We start from the raw sequence: 22293 nt of genomic DNA, 5'->3' as shown, positions 1-22293 counted from the left end.
GGAATGGGAAGGCGCCAAGATGGTCCGAATATAGGAATGGCCGGTCGGCGGCGGCCACCCCTAACCCCGGATAGGGGTGGGCGGAGGGCCTCATCAGCAGGTCCAGCCCCTCATCGGACCGGCGCAGGCTAGGGGCGCTTAGGGGTGGGGACGGCCCTCGGGCCTCGGTAGCCTCCCGAGAGGGTGCGGGAATTCCCGCCAATTCCCGTCGGGAAAACGATCGCTGGAGAACGAGGGAAAAATGGTGAACCCCATCCGGGACCTCGGAGACCTTTCCGCCTACGACCGTTCCCGTGTCCTCGGTGAATTCGTCCGGGAGCACTTGGCCGCGGTGCTGGCGGACTGGCCGGACGGCGGCGCGGACGAGCACCGCTCCTTCCTGGAGCTCGGCCTGGACTCGGTCGCGGCGGTCGCGCTGCACGCGCGGCTCGTCGAGGCGACCGGGCTGGCCCTGCCGGTGACGCTCGCCTTCGACCACCCGACGCCGGCGCGCCTCGCCGAGTACCTGCGGGACCGGCTGCTGGGCTCGGCCCCGGCGCCGGTGACCGAGCTGCCGTCGTGGGAGGGCGAGCCGATCGCGATCGTCGGCATGAGCTGCCGGTTCCCCGGGGGTGTGCGCACGCCCGAGGAGTTCTGGCGGCTGCTGTCCGACGGCGGCGACGCGACGTCTTCTTTCCCGGCCGACCGCGGCTGGGACCTCGACGCGCTTTACGACGCCGACCCGGACCGCCCCGGCACGACGTACACGCGTCGAGGGGGGTTCCTGCACGACGCCGCCGACTTCGACGCGGCGTTCTTCGGCATCAACCCGCGGGAAGCCGTCGCGATGGACCCGCAGCAGCGGCTGCTGCTGGAGACCAGCTGGCACGCGCTCGAAGACGCGGGCATCAACCCCCAGCGGCTGCGCGGCAGCCGCACCGGTGTGTACGTCGGCGCCGAGGCGCAGGACTACGGCCCCCGCCTCGAGGACGCCGACGGCGCCGAGGGGTACCTCGACATCGGCACCGCCGGGAGTGTCGCGTCCGGCCGGGTCGCCTACACGCTCGGCCTGGAAGGGCCCGCGATCACGGTGGACACGGCGTGTTCGTCTTCGCTGGTGGCGCTGCACCTCGCCGTGCAGGCGCTGCGGCGGGGCGAGTGCGGGCTGGCGCTGGCGTCGGGGGTCGCGGTGCTGTCGAGCCCGGGCGGGTTCCTGTCGTTCAGCCGTCAGCGAGCTTTGTCGGAGGACGGCCGGTGCCGGGCCTTCGCCGCCGACGCGGGTGGCACGGGCTGGGCCGAGGGCGTCGCGACGGTGGTGCTGCAGCCGTTGTCGGAGGCGCGTGCGCAGGGCAACCGCGTGCTGGCGGTGGTGAGCGGCACCGCGGTCAACCAAGACGGCGCGAGCAATGGTTTGACGGCCCCCAGCGGCCCGGCCCAGCAGAAGGTGATCGAGCAGGCCCTGGCCGACGCGGGCCTGCCGGCGGCGGAGGTCGACGCGGTCGAGGCCCACGGCACGGCGACGCTGCTGGGCGACCCGATCGAGGCCCAGGCCCTGCAGGCGGTTTACGGCGCGGGCCGGTCGCCGGAGCAGCCGCTGTGGCTGGGTTCGGTGAAGTCCAACATCGGCCACACCCAGGCAGCGGCCGGGCTGGCCGGGGTGGTCAAGATGGTGCTGGCGATGCGGGCGGGGACGTTGCCGCGGACGCTGCACGTCGAGGAGCCGACGCCGCACGTGAACTGGGCGGGTGGCGGGGTTTCGCTGCTGACGGGCGAGCGCGCGTGGCCGGAGACGGGCCGTCCCCGGCGGGCGGGGGTGTCGTCGTTCGGGATGAGCGGGACGAACGCCCACGTGATCCTGGAGGGAGCGCCGGAGGACTCGGTATTCGCACCTGACCAGCCCGCCGGGCCCTTCCTCCTCCCGATCTCCGCCAAAACCCCGGCAGCCCTGCGCGGCCAAGCCGAAGCCCTCCTCGACCACCTCGACCGCCACCCCCTGGCCGACCTCGGCGCGGCCCTCGGCACCACCCGTGCCGCCCTCAAACACCGCGCCGTCCTCGTCGCCGCCGACCCGGCCGAAGCGCGCGCCCAGCTCGAAGCCCTCATCGCCGGCGAAGACACCCCCGGCCTGGTCCGCGGCAAGACCACCGATGGCGGCCTCGCCGTCCTGCTGAAGGGCGAACTGCCGCCCAACGTCCGCGACCTCTGCCGCACCTACCCCATGTTCGCCGAGGCTCTCGCCGACGCCTGCGGCCACCTGAACCTGCACCTCGGCACCCCCCTGCTCGGCGCGTTGCTGTCCGCGGCGCCCGAGCTCGCGCGGCCCGAGTACGCCGTCTCCGCGGCCTTCGCCGTGGACGTCGCGCGCTACCGGCTGTTCGAGTCCTGGGGCCTGCCCGGCGACCTGGTCGCCGGGCTCGGGATCGGCGAGGTCGCCGCGGCGCACGGCGCCGGGGTGCTTTCGCTTGCGGACGCCTGCGCGCTGGCCGGGACCCTGGCCCGCGGCGCGGGAGAAGACGAGCTGCGGAGGCTCGTTCGAGCACTGACCTTCGATCCCCAGCGAAGGCCGGTGCTCGACGTCGTGACCGGTGACCCGGTGGAGGCGACCGAACTCGCCACCGCCGGGCACTGGACGCGGCTCGCGGAGCCGGTCCAGCCGGAAGCCGGCTGGCTGGACCGGCACGGCGTGCGCGCCGTGCTCGAACTCGGCGGGACCACCGATCCCGCCGAAGCACTCGCGACGCTCGCCGCCCACGGCGCGGACGTCGACTGGCGCGCCTTCTACCTGGACCGTGACGTCCGGCACGTAAGGCTGCCGGGTTACGCCTTCCAGCGTGAACGCTTCTGGCTCGACGCCACCCGCCGCGACACCGGGCTGGTCGAGACCGTGCTCACCCACGCCGCCAAGGACGAGGTGACGCTCACCGGCCGGCTCGCGCTGACCACCCACCCCTGGCTCGGCGACCACCGCGTCCACGGCGCCGTCGTCCTGCCCGGCACCGCGTTCCTCGAGCTGGCCGTCCAGGCCGGCACCCACGCGGGCTGCCGCACCGTGGCCGAGCTGACCCTGCACGCGCCCCTCGTCCTGCCGGACGACGCCGGGGTCGACGTCCAGGTCACCGTCGGTGAGCCGGACGCCCAGGGCACCCGGCCCTTCACCGTCCACTCGCGACACGAGGGCCCCTGGACGCACCACGCTTCCGGCGCGCTCGCCGTCGCGCCGGTCGCCGCGAAGAACAACGTCCCCCGGCCCGAAACCGGAGCCGTCGATATCGGCGACGTCTACCCGAGGCTCGCCGAGACCGGGCTCGGTTACGGTCCCGCCTTCCGCGGCCTGGCCGCCGCCTGGCTCGCCGGAGACGACGTCGTCGCCGAAGTTGTGCTGCCCGAAGGGGTTCCAGGCGGCTTCGCGCTGCACCCGGCGCTGTCGGACGCCGCCCTGCACGCCCTCGAGCTGTTCGAAGGCGCCTTCGGTGGTGACGGCCGCGCCTGGCTGCCGTTCTCGTGGAGCGGCGTCACCGTGCACGCGACCGGCGCCACCCGCGCCCGTGTCCGGCTGACCCGGACCGGCGACGACACCGTCGCCCTGACCATCGCCGACCTCGAAGGCACTCCGATCGCGACCGTCGAGGCGCTGACCCTGCGTCCGGCCTCCGCGGTGGCCGACTCGCTGTTCACCACCCACTGGGTCCCGTTGACGGCCGACGCGGCCACCGGCACCTGGGCGGTGCTCGGCGAGCCCGCGCACCCGGACCTGCCCGCGCTGCTGCTGTCCGAGCTCCCGGACTTCGTGCTCGCCCCGGTCACCTCGACCGGAACTGCAGCCGCGGCCGCCCACGCCACCACCGCCGACGTCCTGGCCCTGCTCACCACCTGGCTCGGCACCACCGCGGCCGCCCGCCTGGTCGTGCAGACCACCGGCGCGCTCGCCGTCGCGGGCGGGGACGCCGTGCCCGGACTCGCGCAGGCGACCGTCCCGGGTCTCGTGCGGTCGGCGCAGGACGAGGAGGCCGGCCGGATCGTGCTCGTCGACACCGACGGCACCCCCGCGAGCCGGACCGCGTTGCCCGCCGCCGTCGCGGCCGCCGTGGCCGCGGGGGAGACCGAACTCGCCCTGCGTGACGGCGTCGCCTTGGTGCCCCGGCTCGGCATGACGTCCACAATGGACACGGTCACCCTCGACCCCGAGGGCACCGTGCTCATCACCGGCGGCACCGGTGTGCTCGGCGGCCTGGTCGCCCGGCACCTCGTGCGCCGCCACGGCGTCCGGCGCCTGGTCCTGCTTTCCCGCTCAGGCAAAGCGGACCTGACCGGTCTCGACGCCGACGTCACCGTGGTCGCCTGCGACGCCGCCGACCGTGACGCCCTCGCCGCCGTCCTCGACGGCATCCCGCGGCTCACCGCCGTGATCCACGCCGCCGGGGTGCTCGACGACGGCGTGCTCGGTTCGCTCACCGCCGAGCGGGTGGCGAAGGTGCTCACCCCGAAGGTCGACGCCGCTGTCCACCTCCACGAGCTGACCCTCGACCGGCCGCTCGACGCGTTTGTGCTGTTCTCCTCCTCCGCCGCTCTGTTCGGCGGCGCGGGCCAGGCGAACTACGCCGCGGCCAACACCTTCCTGGACGCGCTCGCCCAGCACCGGCACGCGACCGGGCTGCCCGCGCTGTCCCTGCAGTGGGGCCTCTGGGAAGAAGCCAGTGGCCTGACCGCAAAGCTCAGCGAAGCCGACCACGCGCGTCTACGCCGCTCGGGGATCGCCCCGCTGCCCACGGACCGTGCGCTGATGATGCTCGACGCCGCCCTCGCCACGGCGGAACCCGTGGTGGCGCCGGTGATCCTGGACTACCCGGCGCTCCGGGCCAAGGACGACGTCGTCCCGCTGCTGCGCGGGCTGGTGCGGCCCACGCCGAAGCTCGCGCCGGTCGCCGCGGCGCCGGCCGCGGACCTCACCGGCCTGGTGCGGGAGCACGTCGCCGCGGTGCTGGGCCACTCCGCGCCGGACGCCGTCGAGGTCGACCAGGCCTTCACCGAGCTCGGGTTCGACTCGCTGACCGCCGTCGAGCTGCGCAACCGCCTCGGCACGGCCCTCGGCCGCCGGCTGCCCGCGACGCTGATCTTCGACTACCCGACCCCCGCCGCGCTGGCCGCCCACCTCGCCGAGGGGAGCCGCGCGGTGGCCGCGCCCGTGTCGGCGAAGGTCGTGGACGAGCCGGTCGCGATCGTCGGCATCGGCTGCCGGTACCCCGGCGGGGTCACCGACGCGGACGGCCTGTGGCGGCTGGTCTCGGAGGGCGCCGACGCGATCGGCGACTTCCCCGACGACCGCGGCTGGGACCTCGACGCGCTCTACGACCCCGACCCGGCCGCGCCCGGCAAGATGTACGTGCGCCACGGCGCCTTCCTCCCGCACGCGCTGGAGTTCGACGCCGGGTTCTTCGGCATCTCGCCGCGCGAGGCCCTCGCCATGGACCCGCAGCAGCGCCAGCTGATGGAGGTCGCCTGGGAGGCCCTCGAAAACGCGGGCATCGACCCGGGCAGCCTCAAGGGCAGCCGCACCGGCGTCTTCGCCGGGATCATGTACCACGACCACGCCGCGCGGCTGCGTGAAGTGCCCGAGGAGCTGGAAGGTTTCCTCGGCAACGGCAGCGCCGCCAGTGTGCTCACCGGCCGCATCGCCTACACACTCGGTCTCGAAGGGCCCGCGATGTCGGTCGACACCGCGTGCTCGTCTTCGCTGGTCTCGCTGCACCTCGCCGCCCAGGCGCTGCGCCGCGGGGAATGCACGATGGCCCTCGCCGGTGGCGTGACCGTGCTGTCGACGCCTGAGGTCTTCGTCGACTTCAGCCGGCAGCGCGGCCTCGCCCCGGACGGCCGTTGCCGCGCGTTCTCGGACGACGCCGACGGCACCGGCTGGGCCGAGGGTGTCGGCATGCTGGTGCTGGAACGGCTTTCCGACGCGCAGCGCAACGGGCACCCGATCCTCGCCGTGCTGCGGGGTTCCGCGGTCAACTCCGACGGCGCGTCGAACGGCATGACCGCGCCGAACGGCCCGTCCCAGCAGCGGGTCATCACCGCCGCGCTGGCGGACGCCGGGCTCGGCGCCGCCGACGTCGACCTCGTCGAGGCGCACGGCACCGGCACCGCGCTGGGCGACCCGATCGAGGTCCAGGCGCTGCAGGCGACCTACGGCGCCGGGCGCGCCGAGGACCGGCCGCTGTGGCTGGGCTCGCTGAAGTCGAACCTCGGGCACGCCCAGGCCGCCGCCGGGGTCGGCGGGGTGATCAAGGTCGTGCAGGCGCTGCGGGCCAAGACGATGCCGCGCACGCTGCACGCGAGAACGCCGTCGTCGAAGATCGAATGGGACGGCGGCGGTGTCGAGCTGCTGCAGGATTCGCGCCCCTGGACGTCGGACCAGCCGCGTCGCGCGGGCGTGTCGTCCTTCGGGATCAGCGGGACGAACGCCCACATCATCCTCGAGGAGGCGCCGGCGTCCGACATCCCCGAGCGAGACGGCGGGACGGCGGGCCCGCTTCCGGTCGTCGTGCACGCGAAGACCCCGGAAGCGTTGCGGGACCAGGCTTCCCGGCTGCGGGAGCACGTCCTGGCGCACCCGGAGTTCTCCGTCGCCGACATCGGCTACTCCCTGGCCACCGGCCGGACCGGGTTCGCGCACCGCGGCGCGGTCGTCGCCGCGGACCGGGACGCGCTCCTGAGTGGACTCGCGGAACTGGCCTCCGGTGCGGAGTCCGCGGTGACCGGTTCCGGCTCGGCCGACGCGCGGGTGCTGATGGTGTTCCCGGGTCAAGGTTCTCAGTGGGTCCACATGGGACTGGAGCTGGCGGAGCACGAGCCGGTGTTCGCCGAACGCCTCCGCGAATGTGACGCGGCCCTGTCGGAGTTCGTCGACTGGTCGTTGTTCGACAAGCTCGCCGACGAGTCCGCGCTGGGTCAGGTCGACGTCGTCCAGCCGCTGTTGTGGGCGATGATGGTGTCGCTCGCGGCCCTCTGGCGGTCTTACGGTGTCGAGCCGGCCGGGGTGGTGGGTCACTCCCAGGGTGAGATCGCCGCCGCCACCGTCTCGGGTGCGCTCTCTCTCCAAGACGGCGCACGGGTGGTCGCCCTCCGGGCCCGGGCGCTCATCGCCCTGGAAGGCATCGGCGGGATGTCGTCGATCCTCGTGTCCGCCGAACGCGCCGCCGAGCTGATCAAGCCGTGGGGTGACAAGCTCGCCGTCGCGGCGGTGAACGGCCCGGCGCAGGTGATCGTGTCCGGTGACGTCACCGCGCTCGACGAACTCGCGACGCGCTGTGAGAAGGAAGGCGCGCACTACCGCCGGATCGGCGTTTCGTACGCGTCGCACCACCCGCAGGTCGGGCAGCTCGCCGACGTCATCCTCGGCGACCTCGCCCCCGTGACCCCGACGACGACCGAGATCCCCTTCTACTCCACGGTTTCCGGTGAAGCGATCGACACCACGGCGCTGACCGGCGAGTACTGGCTGGAGAACCTGAAGAGCCAGGTCCGGTTCTTCCCGACCGTCGTCGAAGCGCTCAAGAACGGCTTCACGCACGTGCTGGAGATCAGCCCGCACCCGGTGCTCGGCGCACCCCTGGAAGAAGCGGCGCAGGGCATTCCGGTGCTCTCGACGCTGCGCCGTGGTGACGGCGGGCCGAGCCGGTTCCTGACGTCGGTGGCCGAGTTCACCGTCGGCCAGGGCAGCCTCGACTGGACCGAGCTGTACCTCGACGCCGGCGCGCGGCGGGTGCCGCTGCCGACGTACGCCTTCCAGCACGAGCGCTACTGGCTGGAGGCCCGTCAAGGCGCCCAGGACGTCGGCACGGTCGGGTTGAGCCCGGCCGGGCACGGGCTGCTCGGCGCGGTCATGCACGCCGCCGGCGACGGCACGGTCTACCTCAGCGGGCGGCTGTCCCTGGCCGCTCAGCCGTGGCTGGCCGACCACGCGCTCGGTGACACGCCGCTGCTGCCCGGCGCGGCGATGGTCGACATGGCCGTGCACGCCGGGGACCAGATCGGCTGCCCGCACCTGGAGGAGCTCACCCACCACGCGCCGCTCCTGCTGCCGCGCGCGGGATCCGTGGTCGTCCAGCTGATGGTGACCGCTCCCGACGACGACGGCCGCTGCGGCCTGACCCTGCACTCGCGTCCCGAAGAGGACGGCGAGTGGGAACTGCACGCGTCCGGCCTGCTGTGCCGTGAGACGCCGGAACGGCCGCAGGCCCCGGCCACCTGGCCGCCGGAAGGCGCGAAGCGGATCGAGACCGAGAACGCGTATCACGTCCTCGCCGGCCAGGGATACGCCTACGGGACGCTGTTCCAGGGCCTCGAAGCCGCGTGGCGCGACGGCGACGCGCTGTACGCCGAAGTCAGCCTGGCGGAAAGCCTGGAGGAGGACGGTTTCCTGCTCCACCCGGCGCTGCTCGACGCCTCGCTGCACGTCATCAGCCTGGCGAACCCCGGTGACGACACCGCGATCCCGTTCTCCTGGCAGGGCGTCACCGTGCACGCGAGCGGCGCCCGGCGGCTGCGGGTCCGCATCACCGGCGGCGCGGACGACACCGTCACCATCAGCGCGTTCGACGGCGCTGGCGCCCCGGTGCTCGACGTCCGCGCGCTGGTCTCGCGGGCCCTGCCGCCGCAGGCGCTGTCGCAGTTCGTCAACATCCGCGACAGCCTGTTCCAGCTCGACTGGCCGGAGTGGACGGCCGAGAGCGGGTCGACGACGGTTGTCGACAAGCCGGCTTTCGGGGTGCTCGACGACACGAGCGGCCTGCGGTCCTGGTTCGCCGAGGCCGGGTGCGAGCCCGTGCTCTACCGCGGCTGGGACGAGGTCGCCGTCACGCGCGAGACGCCGGACCTGGTGCTGTGGGACACCGCGTCGCTGCTTCGCCGTCCCGTCGACCTCGACGACGGCCCGGCGCTCGCCGACACCGCGGGCCGGCTGGTCGAAGCGGTCCTGATGCGCCTGAAGCGGTGGCTCGCGCTGCCGCAGTCCGAGCGCACCCGGCTGGTCGTGGTGTGCTGGGGCGGCCTGGCCGTCGCCGGCATCGGCGGCCTGATCCGGTCGATGACCATGGAGTTCCCGGACCGCCTGGTGCTGCTCGACGTCCGGGGCAAGGGCACGGTCGACGTCGCGGCGCTGATGGCGGTGCTGGCCACCGACGAGAACGTGGTGGGTGTGCGTGACGGCGTCGTCCGCGTGCCGCGCCTCGAGCGGACGATCTCGGAGCTGGCCATCCCGGACGGCGAAGCCTGGTCCGTCGCCTCCGACGGGCGCGGCACGCTCGACGGTGTCGGCCTGGTGCCGTCCGACGCGGCCACGGCCGAGCTCGGGCCGAACGAGGTCCGCGTCGCCGTGCGCGCCGCCGGGGTCAACTTCCGGGACGTGCTGATCAGCCTGGGCATGTACCCCGACGCGGGCGCGATGATGGGCAGCGAGGCCGCCGGCCTGGTGCTGGAAGTCGGCGCGGACGTGCGCTCGGTCGAACCCGGCGACGCCGTGATGGGCCTGTTCACCGAATGCTCCGGTTTCGGCTCGCACGCGGTGACCGACGCGCGGATGGTCGTCCCGGTGCCCGAAGGCTGGTCGTTCGAGCAGGCGGGCGCGGCCCCGGTCGTGTTCCTGACCGCCTTCTACGCGCTCCACGACCTCGGCAAGCTCGCCACCGGCAAGCGGATCCTGATCCACACCGCGACCGGCGGTGTCGGCATGGCGGCGTTGCAGCTGGCCCAGTACTGGGGCGCGGAAGTGTTCACGACCGCCCACCCGGGCAAGTGGCCGGTGCTGCGCACACTCGGCGTTCCGCGGGAGCGGATGGCCAGCTCGCGGACCGCGGACTTCGAGGCGGAGTTCCTCGCGGCCACGCGCGGCGCGGGCATGGACGTCGTGCTGAACTCGCTGGCCAACGAGCAGACCGACGCGTCGCTGCGGCTGCTGCCGCGCGGCGGCCGGTTCGTCGACATGGGCAAGACCGACGTCCGCGACCCGGACGTCGTCGCGAAGGAGCACCGGGGTGTCCGGTACCGGGCGTTCGACCTGATCGAAGCCGGGCCCGACCGGATCCACGACATCCTCACCGCGTTGCACGAGCTGTTCACCGCGCGGGTGCTGCTGCCGCTGCCGGTCAAGGCGTGGCCGATGCAGCAGGCCCGGCGCGCGCTGCGGTTCGTGCGGGAGGCGCGCCAGATCGGCAAGGTCGTGCTGACCCTGCCGGAGGAGCTCGACCCGGACCGCCCGGTGCTGGTCACCGGCGGCACCGGCACTCTCGGCGGGCTGCTGGCCCGGCACCTCGTCACCGAGTACGGCGTGCGGGACCTGGTGCTCACCTCACGCCGGGGCCTCGGCGCGGTCGGCGCCGCGGACCTGCGTGACGAGCTCCTGGCGGCCGGCGCGGAGTCGGTCGCCGTGGTCGCCTGCGACGTCGCCGACCGCGAGTCGCTGGCCGGGCTGTTCGAGCAGACCGGGCCGGTCGGGGCGGTGTTCCACACGGCCGGGGTGCTCGACGACGGCCTGTCGGTGAACCTCGGGCCCGAGCAGGTCCGCCGGGTGCTGGCGCCGAAGGTCCAGGCGGCGACCTACCTGCACGAGCTGACCCTGGACATGGGGCTGTCGCACTTCGTGCTGTTCTCCTCGGCCGCCGGTGTCCTCGGGGACGCCGGGCAGGCCAACTACGCGGCGGCCAACACCTACCTCGACGAGCTGGCCGCGGAACGCCGGGCGCTCGGCCTGCCGGCGCTGTCGCTGTCGTGGGGCCTGTGGGCGGACGAGTCCGGGATGACCGGGCACCTCAGCGGGGTCGACCACGACCGGATGGCCGCGAACGGCATGCGGGCGCTTTCGGCCGACCACGCGCTGGGGCTCCTGGACGTCGCGATGACGTCGACACACCCGCACTACGTCCCGATCTCGCTGAGCGTCGGGACGCAGCGCGAGCCGATCTTCCGGGCGCTGGTGCAGCCGAAACGGGCCCAGGCCCGCGCGGGGACCGCCGTCGCGGACGACGGGCTCGCCGACCGGCTGGCGGTGCTCAACCCCGAACAGCAGCTGCGGCTGCTGGAGAAGCTGGTGGCCGCGCAGGTCAACCTCGTGCTCGGGCACGTCGAGGAGCACCCGGTCGACCCGGACCAGCCGTTCACCGTGCAGGGCTTCGACTCGCTGACGGCGGTCGAGCTGCGCAACCGGCTCACCACCCAGACCGGGGCGCACCTGCCGGCGACGCTGATCTACGACCACCCGACCCCGCGGCACATCACGCAGCTGCTGCACCGGACGCTCGCGCCGGAGCAGGAGCCGCTGTCGGCCGACGACGAGGACAAGCGGCGGCTGCAGGAGATCCTCGCCGCCGTGCCGGTGTCCCGGATCCGGGAGATCGGGCTCTTCGACGCGCTGCTCAGCCTGGCCGAGGAGCCGGACGGCGGTTTCACCACCACAACGGCGAACGTGGACGACATGGACACCGACGCACTCATCGCGTTGGCGATGGAGGGATCCGAGAACTCATGACTGCACCTCAGGAGAAGGTCGTCGCCGCACTCCGGGCGTCGGTCAAGGAGACCGAACGGCTGCGGCAGCAGAACCAGCAGCTCCGCTCCGCCGCGCACGAGCCGGTGGCGATCGTCGGGATGGGCTGCCGGTTCCCGGGCGGCGTCGGGTCCGCGGCGGACCTCTGGCGCCTGGTCGCCGACGGCGCGGACGTCATCGGCGAGTTCCCCGCCGACCGCGGCTGGGACGCGGACGCGCTGTACGACCCCGACCCCGAGGCGGCCGGGAAGTCCTACGTCAAGACCGGCGGGTTCCTCCACGGCTCCAACGGCTTCGACGCCGGGTTCTTCGGGATCTCACCTCGGGAAGCCCTGGCCATGGACCCGCAGCAGCGGCAGCTCCTGGAGGTCGCCTGGGAGACCCTCGAGAACGCCGGGCTCGACCCGGTCGCGCTCAAGGGCAGCCCCACCGGCGTGTACGTCGGCGTGATCCACAGCTCCTACGCCGACCGGCTGCCGTCGGTGCCGGGTGAGCTGGAAAGCTATGTGGACAACGGGAACCTGAGCAGTGTCGCGTCCGGCCGGATCTCCTACACCCTCGGCCTGGAAGGGCCCGCGGTGTCGGTCGACACGGCGTGCTCGTCGTCGCTGGTGGCGCTGAACCTCGCCGTGCGCGCCCTGCGCAACCGCGACTGCACGCTCGCCCTGGCCGGCGGGGCCACGGTCATGGCGAGCGAAAGCTCGTTCGTGAACTTCAGCCGTCAGCGCGCGGTCGCGCCCGACGGCCGCAGCAAGGCGTTCGCCGAGGCCGCCGACGGCTTCGGGGTGGCCGAAGGCGCCGGTTTCCTCTTGCTGGAACGGCTTTCCGACGCCGTCCGCAACGGCCGGGAGATCCTCGCGGTGGTCCGCGGCTCGGCGGTGAACCAAGACGGCGCGTCCAACGGGCTCTCCGCCCCGAACGGCCCTTCGCAGCAGCGTGTCATCACTGCGGCGCTCGAAGACGCGCGGCTGTCGCCCGCCGACGTCGACCTCGTGGAGGCGCACGGCACGGGCACCGCCCTGGGTGACCCGATCGAAGTCCAGGCGCTGCAAGCGACCTACGGTGCCGAGCGTGCGGCCGACCGTCCACTGTGGCTCGGGTCGCTGAAGTCGAACATCGGCCACTCCCAGGCCGCCGCGGGCATGGGTGGCGTGATCAAGGTGGTGCAGGCGTTGCGGGCCGGGGTCATGCCCCGGACGCTGCACGCGTCGACGCCGTCGTCCAAGATCGAGTGGGACGGCGGTGGTGTCGAGCTGCTGCAGGAGGCCCGCCCGTGGGAGTCCGACGGTCCCCGGCGCGCCGGGGTGTCGTCGTTCGGCATCAGCGGGACGAACGCGCACGTGATCCTGGAGCAGGCGCCCCCGGCCGAGGTCGAGCGGTCCGAGGTGCCGGGTCCGCTGCCGTTCCTGGTGCACGCCAAGACGCCGGAGGCGTTGCGGGAGCAGGCTTCGCGGCTGCGTGAGCACGTCCTGGCCCACCCGGAGGTGGCGCTGGGTGACCTCGGGTTCTCCCTGGCCGGCCGCAGCAGGTTCGCCCACCGCGGGGCCGTGCTTGCCGCGGACCGCGACGAGCTGCTGTCCGGGTTGGCCGACCTCTCGCTGACCGGCTCCGGCTCAGGCGGGCCGAGCCGGGTGCTGATGGTGTTTCCCGGCCAGGGCTCGCAGTGGGTCCACATGGGACTGGAGCTGGCGTCGCGCGAGCCGGTTTTCGCCGAGCGTCTGCGTGAGTGTGACGCGGCGCTGTCGGAGTTCGTCGAGTGGTCGTTGTTCGACAAGCTGGCCGAGGAGACCAGCCAGGTCGACGTCGTGCAGCCGCTGTTGTGGGCGGTGATGGTGTCGCTCGCCGCACTCTGGCGGTCCTATGGTGTCGAGCCGGCCGGGGTGGTGGGCCATTCGCAGGGTGAGATCGCCGCGGCGACTGTTTCAGGTGCGTTATCGCTTAGCGATGGCGCTAGGGTCGTTGCTCTTCGTGCCAGGGCGTTGCGGGCGTTAGAGGGTCTAGGTGGGATGGCGTCGCTGCGAGTGACGGCGGAGGAGGCCGCGGAGCTGATCGACGAGCGGCTGGCGGTGGCGGCGGTGAACGGCCCGGCCCAGGTGATCGTGTCCGGTGAGGTGTCCGCTTTGGACGAACTGGCCGCGACCTGTGAGAGCTATCGGCGCATCGACGTTTCTTATGCCTCGCACCATCCGCAGGTCGGACAGCTCGCCGAGGTGATCTTGGCCGATCTCAAGCCGGTGTCGCCGGAGAGCACCGAGATCCCGTTCTTCTCGACGGTGTCCGGTGAGGAAGCCGATACGGCGACCCTCACCGGCGAGTACTGGCTGGAGAATCTCAAGAGCCAGGTGAAGTTCTTCCCGACCGTGGTGGCGGCGCTGAAGCAGGGCTTCACGCACGTCTTGGAGGTCAGCCCGCACCCGGTGCTCGGTGGCCCGCTGGAGGAAGCGGCGCAAGGGATTCCGGTGCTGTCGACTCTGCGCCGCGAAGGCGGTCAGCCTCGGTTCCGGACCGCGCTGGCCGAGCTGCACGTCCACGGCGGTGACGTCGACTGGACGCGGGTGTTCGACGGCGCCCGCCGGGTTCCGCTGCCCACCTACGCCTTCCAGCACGAGCGGTACTGGCTGGAAGGCGAAGCCGTTCAGGACATGACCGCTGTCGGCCTGCGCCCCGCCGGGCACGGCCTGCTCGGCGCCGTCCTGCACGCCGCCGACTCCGGCGCGATCTACCTGACCGGACGGCTCTCGACGGCCGCGCAGCCGTGGCTGGCCGACCACGTCGTCGGCGACAGCGTGCTCCTGCCGGGCGCGGCGATGCTGGAGATGGCGGTCCACGCCGGGGACCAGCTGGGCTGCCCGCACGTCGAGGAGCTGACCCACCACGCGCCGCTGGTGCTGCCCGCCCAGGTGCAGGTCACCGTCCGCGAGCCGGACGAGACCGGCCGCTGCGCCTTCGCCCTGCACTCCCGGACCGACGACGAGTGGGTCCAGAACGCGGAAGGCACCCTGGTCAAGGGCACCGCGGCCGCCGACACCGGCCTCACCGAGTGGCCGCCGCGAGACGCCCAGCCGGTGGACGTGACGCAGTTCTACCCCACGCTGGCCGAAGCCGGGCTCGGTTACGGGCCGGTGTTCCAGGGCCTGCGGCGGGCGTGGCGGCGCGGTGACGAGCTGTTCGCCGACGTCGTCCTGCCCGACGGTCAGGCCGCCGACCGGTTCGTCGTGCACCCGGCGCTGCTCGACGCGGCCGTCCAGGTCGCCGAGCTGGACGGCGACGGCACCACGCGGCTGCCGTTCTCCTGGCGCGGGTTCTCGGTGTTCGCCACCGGCGCCCGCGCGCTGCGGGTACGCGTGGCTCCGACCGGTGAGGACGGCGTCACCATCACCGCCGCCGACCCCACCGGCGCCCCGGTCGCCCAGGTCGACGAGCTGGTCTCCCGGCCCGCCCAGGCGGCCGGCCCCGCGGTGCGGCTGCGCGACACGATGTACCGCGTCGACTGGCAGGACTGGACTCCCGCGCCGGCTTCGGCGTCCGCCGAGATCGTGCGGTGGCCGGTTCCCAGTGGGTTGACCGCGAGCGAGGTCATCGAGACGACGTTGCGGCGCATCCAGGAGTGGCTGGCCGAGCCGGGCGAGGCGCGTCTGGTCGTCGAAGGCGCCGACACGCTCGAAAACGCGGGCCTGCCGGGGCTGGTCCGCACGGTCGCCGCCGAGTTCCCGGGCCGGGTCTCGCTGCTGGTCACCGACGGGTCCGAAGTGGACGAAGCCGTCCTCGCCGCCGACGAGCCCGTCGCCGGGGTCTTCGACGGGACAACCCGGGTGCCCCGCCTCGGCCGTGTCGGCGCCGAGCTCACTCTTCCCGACGGCGGCTGGAGGATCGGCAACAACGCCGAACCGGTGCCCTACGACGTCGGCACCGCGCCGCTGGATCCCGGGCACGTCCGGGTCCGGGTGCGCGCGGCGGGCGTCAACTTCCGGGACGTCCTGGTGGGCCTGGGCATGTACCCGGACCCGGACGCGGTGCTGGGCAGCGAAGCCGCCGGTGTGGTGGTCGAGGTCGGCCCCGGTGTGGACGGGGTCCGCGTCGGCGACGCCGTGATGGGCATGTTCACCGAGTGCGCCACCTTCGGCGCCCTCGCCGTCACCGACGCGCGGCTGGTCGTCCCCGTCCCCGACGGCTGGACGTTCGAGCAGGCCGGCGCGACCCCGGTCGTGTTCCTCACGGCGTTCTACGCCCTGGCCGACCTCGCCAAGCTGACGGCGGGGGAGCAGGTGCTGATCCACACCGCGACCGGCGGGGTCGGCATGGCCGCGCTGCAGCTGGCCCGGCACTGGGGCGCGGAGGTGTTCACCACGGCGTCCCCGGCGAAGTGGGAGACCCTGCGTGCCCTCGACGTCCCTCTCGACCGGATCGCCAGTTCGCGGGCCCTCGACTTCGAAGCCGACTTCCGTGAGGTGGCCGGCGGTCTCGACGTCGTCCTGAACTCCCTCGCGCACGAGCACACCGACGCGTCGCTGCGGCTTTTGCGGTCCGGCGGCCGGTTCGTCGACATGGGCAAGACCGACGTCCGCGACCCGGAAACCGTCGCCGCCGACCACAACGGCGTGTCCTACCGGGCGTTCGACCTCATCGAGGCCGGGCCGGACCGGCTCCACGAGATCCTGACCGAGTTGCACACGCTGTTCAGCACCGGAGTGCTCACGCCGTTGCCGGTGAAGACGTGGCCCATGCAGCAGGCACGGCAGGCGCTGCGGTTCGTGCAGGCGGCCCGGCACGTCGGCAAGGTCGCGCTGACCCTGCCCGAGCCGCTCGACCCGGCCCGTCCGGTGCTGGTCACCGGCGGCACCGGCACGCTCGGCGCGCTACTGGCCCGGCACCTCGTCACGCGGCACGGCGTGCAGCACCTGGTCCTCACCTCGCGTCGCGGGTCGGAAGCCGCCGCGGGACTCGAGGGTGAGCTTCTTTCACTGGGCGCCGAGTTCGTCGACATCGTCGCGTGTGACGTCGCCGAGCGGGCCGCCGTCGACACGCTCGTCGCCCGGTACCCGCGGCTGGGCGCGGTGTTCCACACGGCCGGGGTCCTCGACGACGCACTGTCGGTCAACCTCACGCCCGAGCAGGTGACGAAGGTGCTGCGCCCCAAGGTGGTCGCGGGCACCCACCTGCACGAGGCGACGCGAGACCTCGGGCTGTCGCACTTCGTGCTGTTCTCCTCCGCGGCCGGGGTGCTGGGTGACGCCGGACAGGCCAACTACGCGGCCGCCAACACCTTCCTGGACGAGCTGGCCCGCCGACGCCGTGAGGAGGGCCTGCCGGGGCTTTCGCTGTCCTGGGGGTTGTGGGACAACGCGTCCGGCATGACCGGGCACCTCAGCGAAGGCGAGCGATCGAGGATGGCTGCCGACGGCATGCGCCCGCTGTCGGCCGAACACGCCCTCGGCCTGCTGGACGCGGCGATGACCTCGACGCACCCGCACTACGTGCCGATCGCGCTGACCGTCGGCGCTCAGCCGGAGCCACTGTTCCGCGCGCTGACCAAGGCGGCGCGGTCCAGCGCGCACACCGCCGTGACGACGACCGGTCTGGACGGGCAGCTCGCCGCGCTCACCGCGGAGCAGCAGCTGCACCTGCTGGAGACGATCGTGGCGGCGCAGGTCAACCACGTGCTGGGGCACGCCGAGGAGCACGCGGCCGACCTCGACCAGCCGTTCAAGACCCAGGGGTTCGACTCGCTCACCGCGGTCGAGCTGCGGAACCGGCTGAACACGCGGACCGGCGTGCGGCTGCCCGCGACCTTGATCTACGACCACCCGACCCCGCGGCACGTCGCCCGGCTGCTCCACACCGAGCTGGCGCCGGACCAGGCCGCGGGCGGTTCGCCGGTGCTGGCCCGGCTCGACGCGCTCGAAGCCGCGCTGGGCGGCGCCGCCGACGAGGACCGCGAGGAGATCACCACGCGGCTGCGGGCGCTGCTCGACCGCTGGGCCGGCAGCACCGAGGAGACCGGGGACGACGTCGACGACGCCTCGGCCGACGAACTGCTCGACATCATCGCCAAGGAATTCGGAAGGTCCTGACCCATGCCGAACGACGAGAAGCTCCTCAAGGAACTGAAGTGGATGACCACCGAGCTGCGGCGCAGCCGCCGTCGGCTGGTCGAGGTCGAGGACGCGGCGCACGAGCCGATCGCGATCGTCGGCACGGGCTGCCGCTTCCCCGGCGGCGTCACGTCGGCCGAGGACCTGTGGCGCGTGGTGACCGAAGGCGCCGACGTGATCGGCGAGTTCCCCGCGGACCGCGGCTGGGACACGGACGAGCTGTTCGACGCGGACCCCGACGCGGCCGGGAAGACCTACGTGCGCTCCGGCGGGTTCCTGCGGGATTCGAACGGCTTCGACGCGGAGTTCTTCGGGATTTCGCCGCGTGAGGCGCTGGCCATGGACCCGCAGCAGCGGCAGCTGCTGGAGGTCGCCTGGGAGACCCTCGAGGACGCCGGCATCAACCCGGACTCCCTGAAGGGCAGCCTGACCGGCGTTTTCGCCGGGGTGCTGCAGAGTGACTACTCGACGCGGCTCGACTCCGTGCCCGCCGACCTCGAGGGCTACCTCGACAACGGCAACATGGCCAGCACCGCCACCGGCCGCATCGCCTACACCCTCGGCCTGGAAGGGCCGACGATGGCGGTAGACACGGCGTGCTCGTCGTCGCTGGTCGCGATCGACCTGGCGGTGCGGTCGCTGCGGAACCAGGACTGCTCGCTGGCGCTGGCCGGCGGGGTCACGGTCATGTGCACCCCGGCGACGTTCACCAGCCTCAGCCGTCAGCGCGCGCTCGCCCCGGACGGCCGCTGCAAGGCCTTCTCGGACGACGCGAACGGCTTCGGCGCGGCCGAGGGCATCGGGTTCCTGCTCCTGGAACGGCTTTCCGACGCCGTCCGCAACGGCCACCAGGTCCTCGCCGTGGTCCGCGGCTCGGCGGTGAACTCCGACGGCGCGTCCAACGGCCTGACGGCCCCGAACGGCCCGTCGCAGCAGCGCGTGATCCAGGCGGCCCTGCGGAACGCGCGGCTCGGCGCCGCCGACGTCGACCTCGTCGAGGCGCACGGCACCGGCACCGCGCTCGGCGACCCGATCGAAGTCCAGGCGCTGCAAGCGGTTTACGGCGTCGACCGGCCGGCCGACCGTCCACTGTGGCTGGGTTCGCTGAAGTCGAACATCGGGCACGCCCAGGCCGCCGCCGGGGTGGGCGGGGTCATCAAGATGGTGCAGGCGCTGCGGGCCGGGGTCATGCCGCGGACGCTGCACGCGTCGACGCCGTCGTCCAAGATCGAGTGGGACGGCGGTGGTGTCGAGCTGCTGCAGGAAGCTCGTCCGTGGGCCTCGGACACCCCTCGCCGCGCCGGTGTTTCGTCGTTCGGGATCAGCGGGACGAACGCGCACGTGATCCTGGAACAGGCGCCCGCGGTCGAGGTCGAGCGGTCCGAGGTGCCGGGCGCCGTGCCGGTGCTGCTGTCCGGCCGCACGCCGGACGCGTTGCGGGACCAGGCCGCGCGCCTGCGTGAGCACGTGCTGGCGCACCCGGCGTTGTCCCTGGGAGACCTCGGGTTCTCGCTGGCCACGGGCCGGGCGAACTTCGCCCACCGCGGTGCGGTCGTCGCCGCCGACCGGGAGGAGCTGCTCGCCGGGCTGACGGACCTTTCGCTGACCGGTTCGGGGTCCGGTGGGCCGAGCCGGGTGCTGATGGTGTTCCCGGGGCAGGGTTCGCAGTGGGTCCGGATGGGACTGGAACTTGCTGAGCGCGAGCCGGTTTTCGCCGATCGCCTGCGTGAGTGTGACGCGGCGTTGTCGGAGTTCGTGGACTGGTCGGTGTTCGACAAGCTGGCGGAAGAGACGAGCCAGGTCGACATCGTGCAGCCGCTGTTGTGGGCGGTGATGGTGTCGCTCGCGGACCTGTGGCGTTCGTACGGTGTTGAGCCGGCCGGGGTGGTGGGTCACTCCCAGGGTGAGATCGCCGCGGCGACCGTCTCAGGTGCGTTATCGCTTAGTGATGGCGCTAGGGTGGTTGCTCTTCGTGCGAGGGCGTTGCGGGCGTTAGAGGGTCTAGGCGGAATGGCGTCGCTGCGAGTGTCTGCCGAGGAGGCCGCGAAGCTGATCGACGAGCGGCTCGCGGTGGCGGCGGTGAACGGCCCGGCGCAGGTGATCGTGTCGGGTGATGTTTCCGCTTTGGACGAGCTGGCCGCGGCCTGTGAGAGCTATCGGCGGATCGACGTTTCCTACGCTTCGCACCATCCGCAGGTCGGGCAGCTCGCCGACGTGATCCTGCACGACCTGGCGCCGGTGTCGCCGGTGAGCACCGAGATCCCGTTCTACTCCACGGTTTCCGGTGCGCAGGCCGACACGGTGACGCTCACCGGCGAGTACTGGCTGGAGAACCTGAAGAGCCAGGTGAAGTTCTTCCCGACCGTCGTCGAGGCTCTCAAGCACGGCTTCACGCACGTCCTGGAGGTCAGCCCGCACCCTGTCCTCGGCGCGCCCCTGGAGGAGGCCGCGCAAGGTCTCCCGGTGCTCTCGACTCTGCGCCGCGAAGGCGGTCAGCCTCGGTTTCGGACCGCGCTGGCCGAGCTGCACGTCCGCCACGGCCGGGTCGACTGGACACCGCTCTTCGAGGGCGCGCACCGGGTTCCGTTGCCTACCTACGCTTTCCAGCACGAAAGGTTCTGGCTCGACGCGCCCAAGTCGAAGGGGTCCACGGACGCCGCCGAAGCCGCCTTCTGGACCGCCGTCCGCGATGAGGACGTTGACGAGGTCGCGAAGACCCTCGGTGTCGAAAGCGACTCGCTCGGCACGGTGCTCCCGGCGCTGTCCGGCTGGCAGCGCCGCCGCGAGGAGCGGGCGAGCCAGGACGCCCTCCGCTACCGGGTCGCCTGGACCCCGCTGTCCCGGCCCGCCGCGGCGCGGCTCACCGGCCGCTGGCTGGTCCTGACCCCGCCCGGCGTCGAAGCACCGCGGCTCGAAGACCGTGGCGCCGAGGTGGTCCACGTCGGTGTCGAGGCCGGCACGGACCGCGCGGCGTTCGCGGAGCTGCTCACCGGCGAGCCGTTCACCGGGGTGCTTTCGCTGCTCGACCTCGTCGGGATCCTGCACCTGACCCAGGCCATGGGCGACGTCGAATCGGCGGCACGCCTGTGGTGCGTCACCCGCGGCGCGGTCTCGCCGACCCGCGAGCCGGGCGCCGTCGACCCGGTGCAGGCCCAGCTCTGGGGCTTCGGCCGGGTGGCCGGCATCGAGGCCCCGCAGCGCTGGGGCGGCCTGGTGGACCTGCCCGCCGGCGCGGACGAGACCCTGCTGGTCGCCGCGCTTTCCGGCACCGAGACCGAGGTCGCGGTCCGCGACGGCGAGCTGTTCGGCCGCCGTCTGGTCCGCAGCCCGGTCGGCGGAGCCGCCGGGGAGCCGTACCGGCCGCGCGGCACTGTGCTGGTCACCGGCGGCACCGGGGCGCTCGGCGCGCACGTCGCGCGCTGGCTCGCCGGGAACGGCGCCGAGCACGTGGTCCTCACCAGCCGTCGCGGGGAAGCCGCGGAAGGCGCCGCCGAATTGGCGGAGGAGCTGCGGGCGTGCGGCACCGGCGTCACCGTCGCGGCCTGCGACACCGCCGACCGCGACGCGCTCGGCGGGCTCCTGGACGGCGTCGGGCCGCTCAGCGCCGTGTTCCACGCGGCCGGCGTCCTCGACGACGGCGCGCTCGACTCGCTCACCCCGGACCGCTTCACCACCGTGCTGCGGCCGAAGGTCGACGCGGCCCGGAACCTGCACGAGCTGACCCGCGACCTGGACGCGTTTGTGCTGTTCTCGTCGTTCGCCAGCGTCATCGGCAACGCGGGCCAGGCCAACTACGCCGCCGCCAACGCCCACCTGGACGCGCTCGCCGAACAGCGCCGCGCGGCCGGGCTCCCGGCAACGTCGGTGGCCTGGGGCGCGTGGGGCGGCACCGGCCTCGCCGCGGACGAGACGATCGCCGAACGCCTCGGCAAGGAAGGCGTCTCGCCGATGGCCGCGGCCGCCGGGGTCACCGCGCTCGGCCTCGCTCTGGACCACCAGGACGTCGCCGTCGGGGTCGCCGACGTCGACTGGCCGCGCCTGGTCGAGCGGCACGGGCCCCGGGCCCTGCTCGACCAGCTGCCCGAGGCGGTCGTGCCGGCCTCGGCGCCCGCCGCGGCCGTCGCCACAGCGGACGCGGGGGCGGCCCTGCGGCAGCGGCTGGCCGACACCGCGCCGGCGGACCGCGAGGGTGTCCTGCTGGACCTGGTGCGCGCCCAGGCCGCCGCGGTGCTCGGGCACGCGTCGCCCGCCGCGATCGACCCCGGCCGCGGGTTCACCGAGCTCGGGTTCGACTCGCTCACCGCGGTCGAAACGCGCAACCGGCTGAACACGCTCACCGGCCTGCAGCTGCCGACGGCGCTCACGTTCGACTACCCGACCCCGGCCGTCCTGGCCCGCTACCTCGCCGGCCGGCTCGTCCCGGAAGACACCACGACGGCGGCTTCGGTGCTCGCCGAGCTGGACAAGCTCGGCCGCGCCTTCACCGAGACGGCCCCCGACGGCATCACGCGGGCGCAGCTGAAGGTCGGCCTGCAGTCGTTCCTGGCCGGCTGGATCGACGGGGAATCCGGTTCTTCCGGCGATTCTTTCGATTTCGGAACCGACGAAGAATTGTTCGAGTTCATCGACAACGGACTGACTGCCTGACCCGTACCGCCCCTCCTGCGCCCCCGGCGAGCTTCCCCA

General features: G+C 73.1%; 3 protein-coding genes. All 3 read left to right on the top strand.

The window, feature by feature from the left end; all coding sequences use genetic code 11:
* Positions 1 to 244 precede the first annotated feature (244 nt).
* From ACZ61C_RS31765 to ACZ61C_RS31755, 3 genes are read left to right on the top strand one after another with little or no spacing between them, the layout of a single operon-like run.
* A complete protein-coding gene (locus ACZ61C_RS31765) occupies positions 245 to 11497 on the top strand; it encodes an SDR family NAD(P)-dependent oxidoreductase (protein ID WP_465311753.1) in 11253 nt (3750 codons plus the stop codon).
* The gene (locus tag ACZ61C_RS31760; protein ID WP_465311541.1) at positions 11494 to 17586 is read left to right on the top strand and encodes an SDR family NAD(P)-dependent oxidoreductase; all 6093 of its coding nucleotides are present in this window, start codon (positions 11494 to 11496) and stop codon (positions 17584 to 17586) included. Before ACZ61C_RS31765 ends, ACZ61C_RS31760 begins: the two co-directional genes overlap by 4 nt.
* Before the next feature lie 3 nt (positions 17587 to 17589).
* Positions 17590 to 22254 (top strand): type I polyketide synthase, encoded by a 4665-nt coding sequence (locus tag ACZ61C_RS31755; protein ID WP_465311540.1) that lies wholly within the window; start codon positions 17590 to 17592, stop codon positions 22252 to 22254.
* Positions 22255 to 22293: the final 39 nt, after the last annotated feature.

The sequence above is a fragment of the Amycolatopsis sp. NPDC104587 genome (assembly GCF_055583645.1).
Note: the sequence above shows the minus strand (reverse complement) of the source record. Positions and strands in the feature narration are given on the sequence as shown.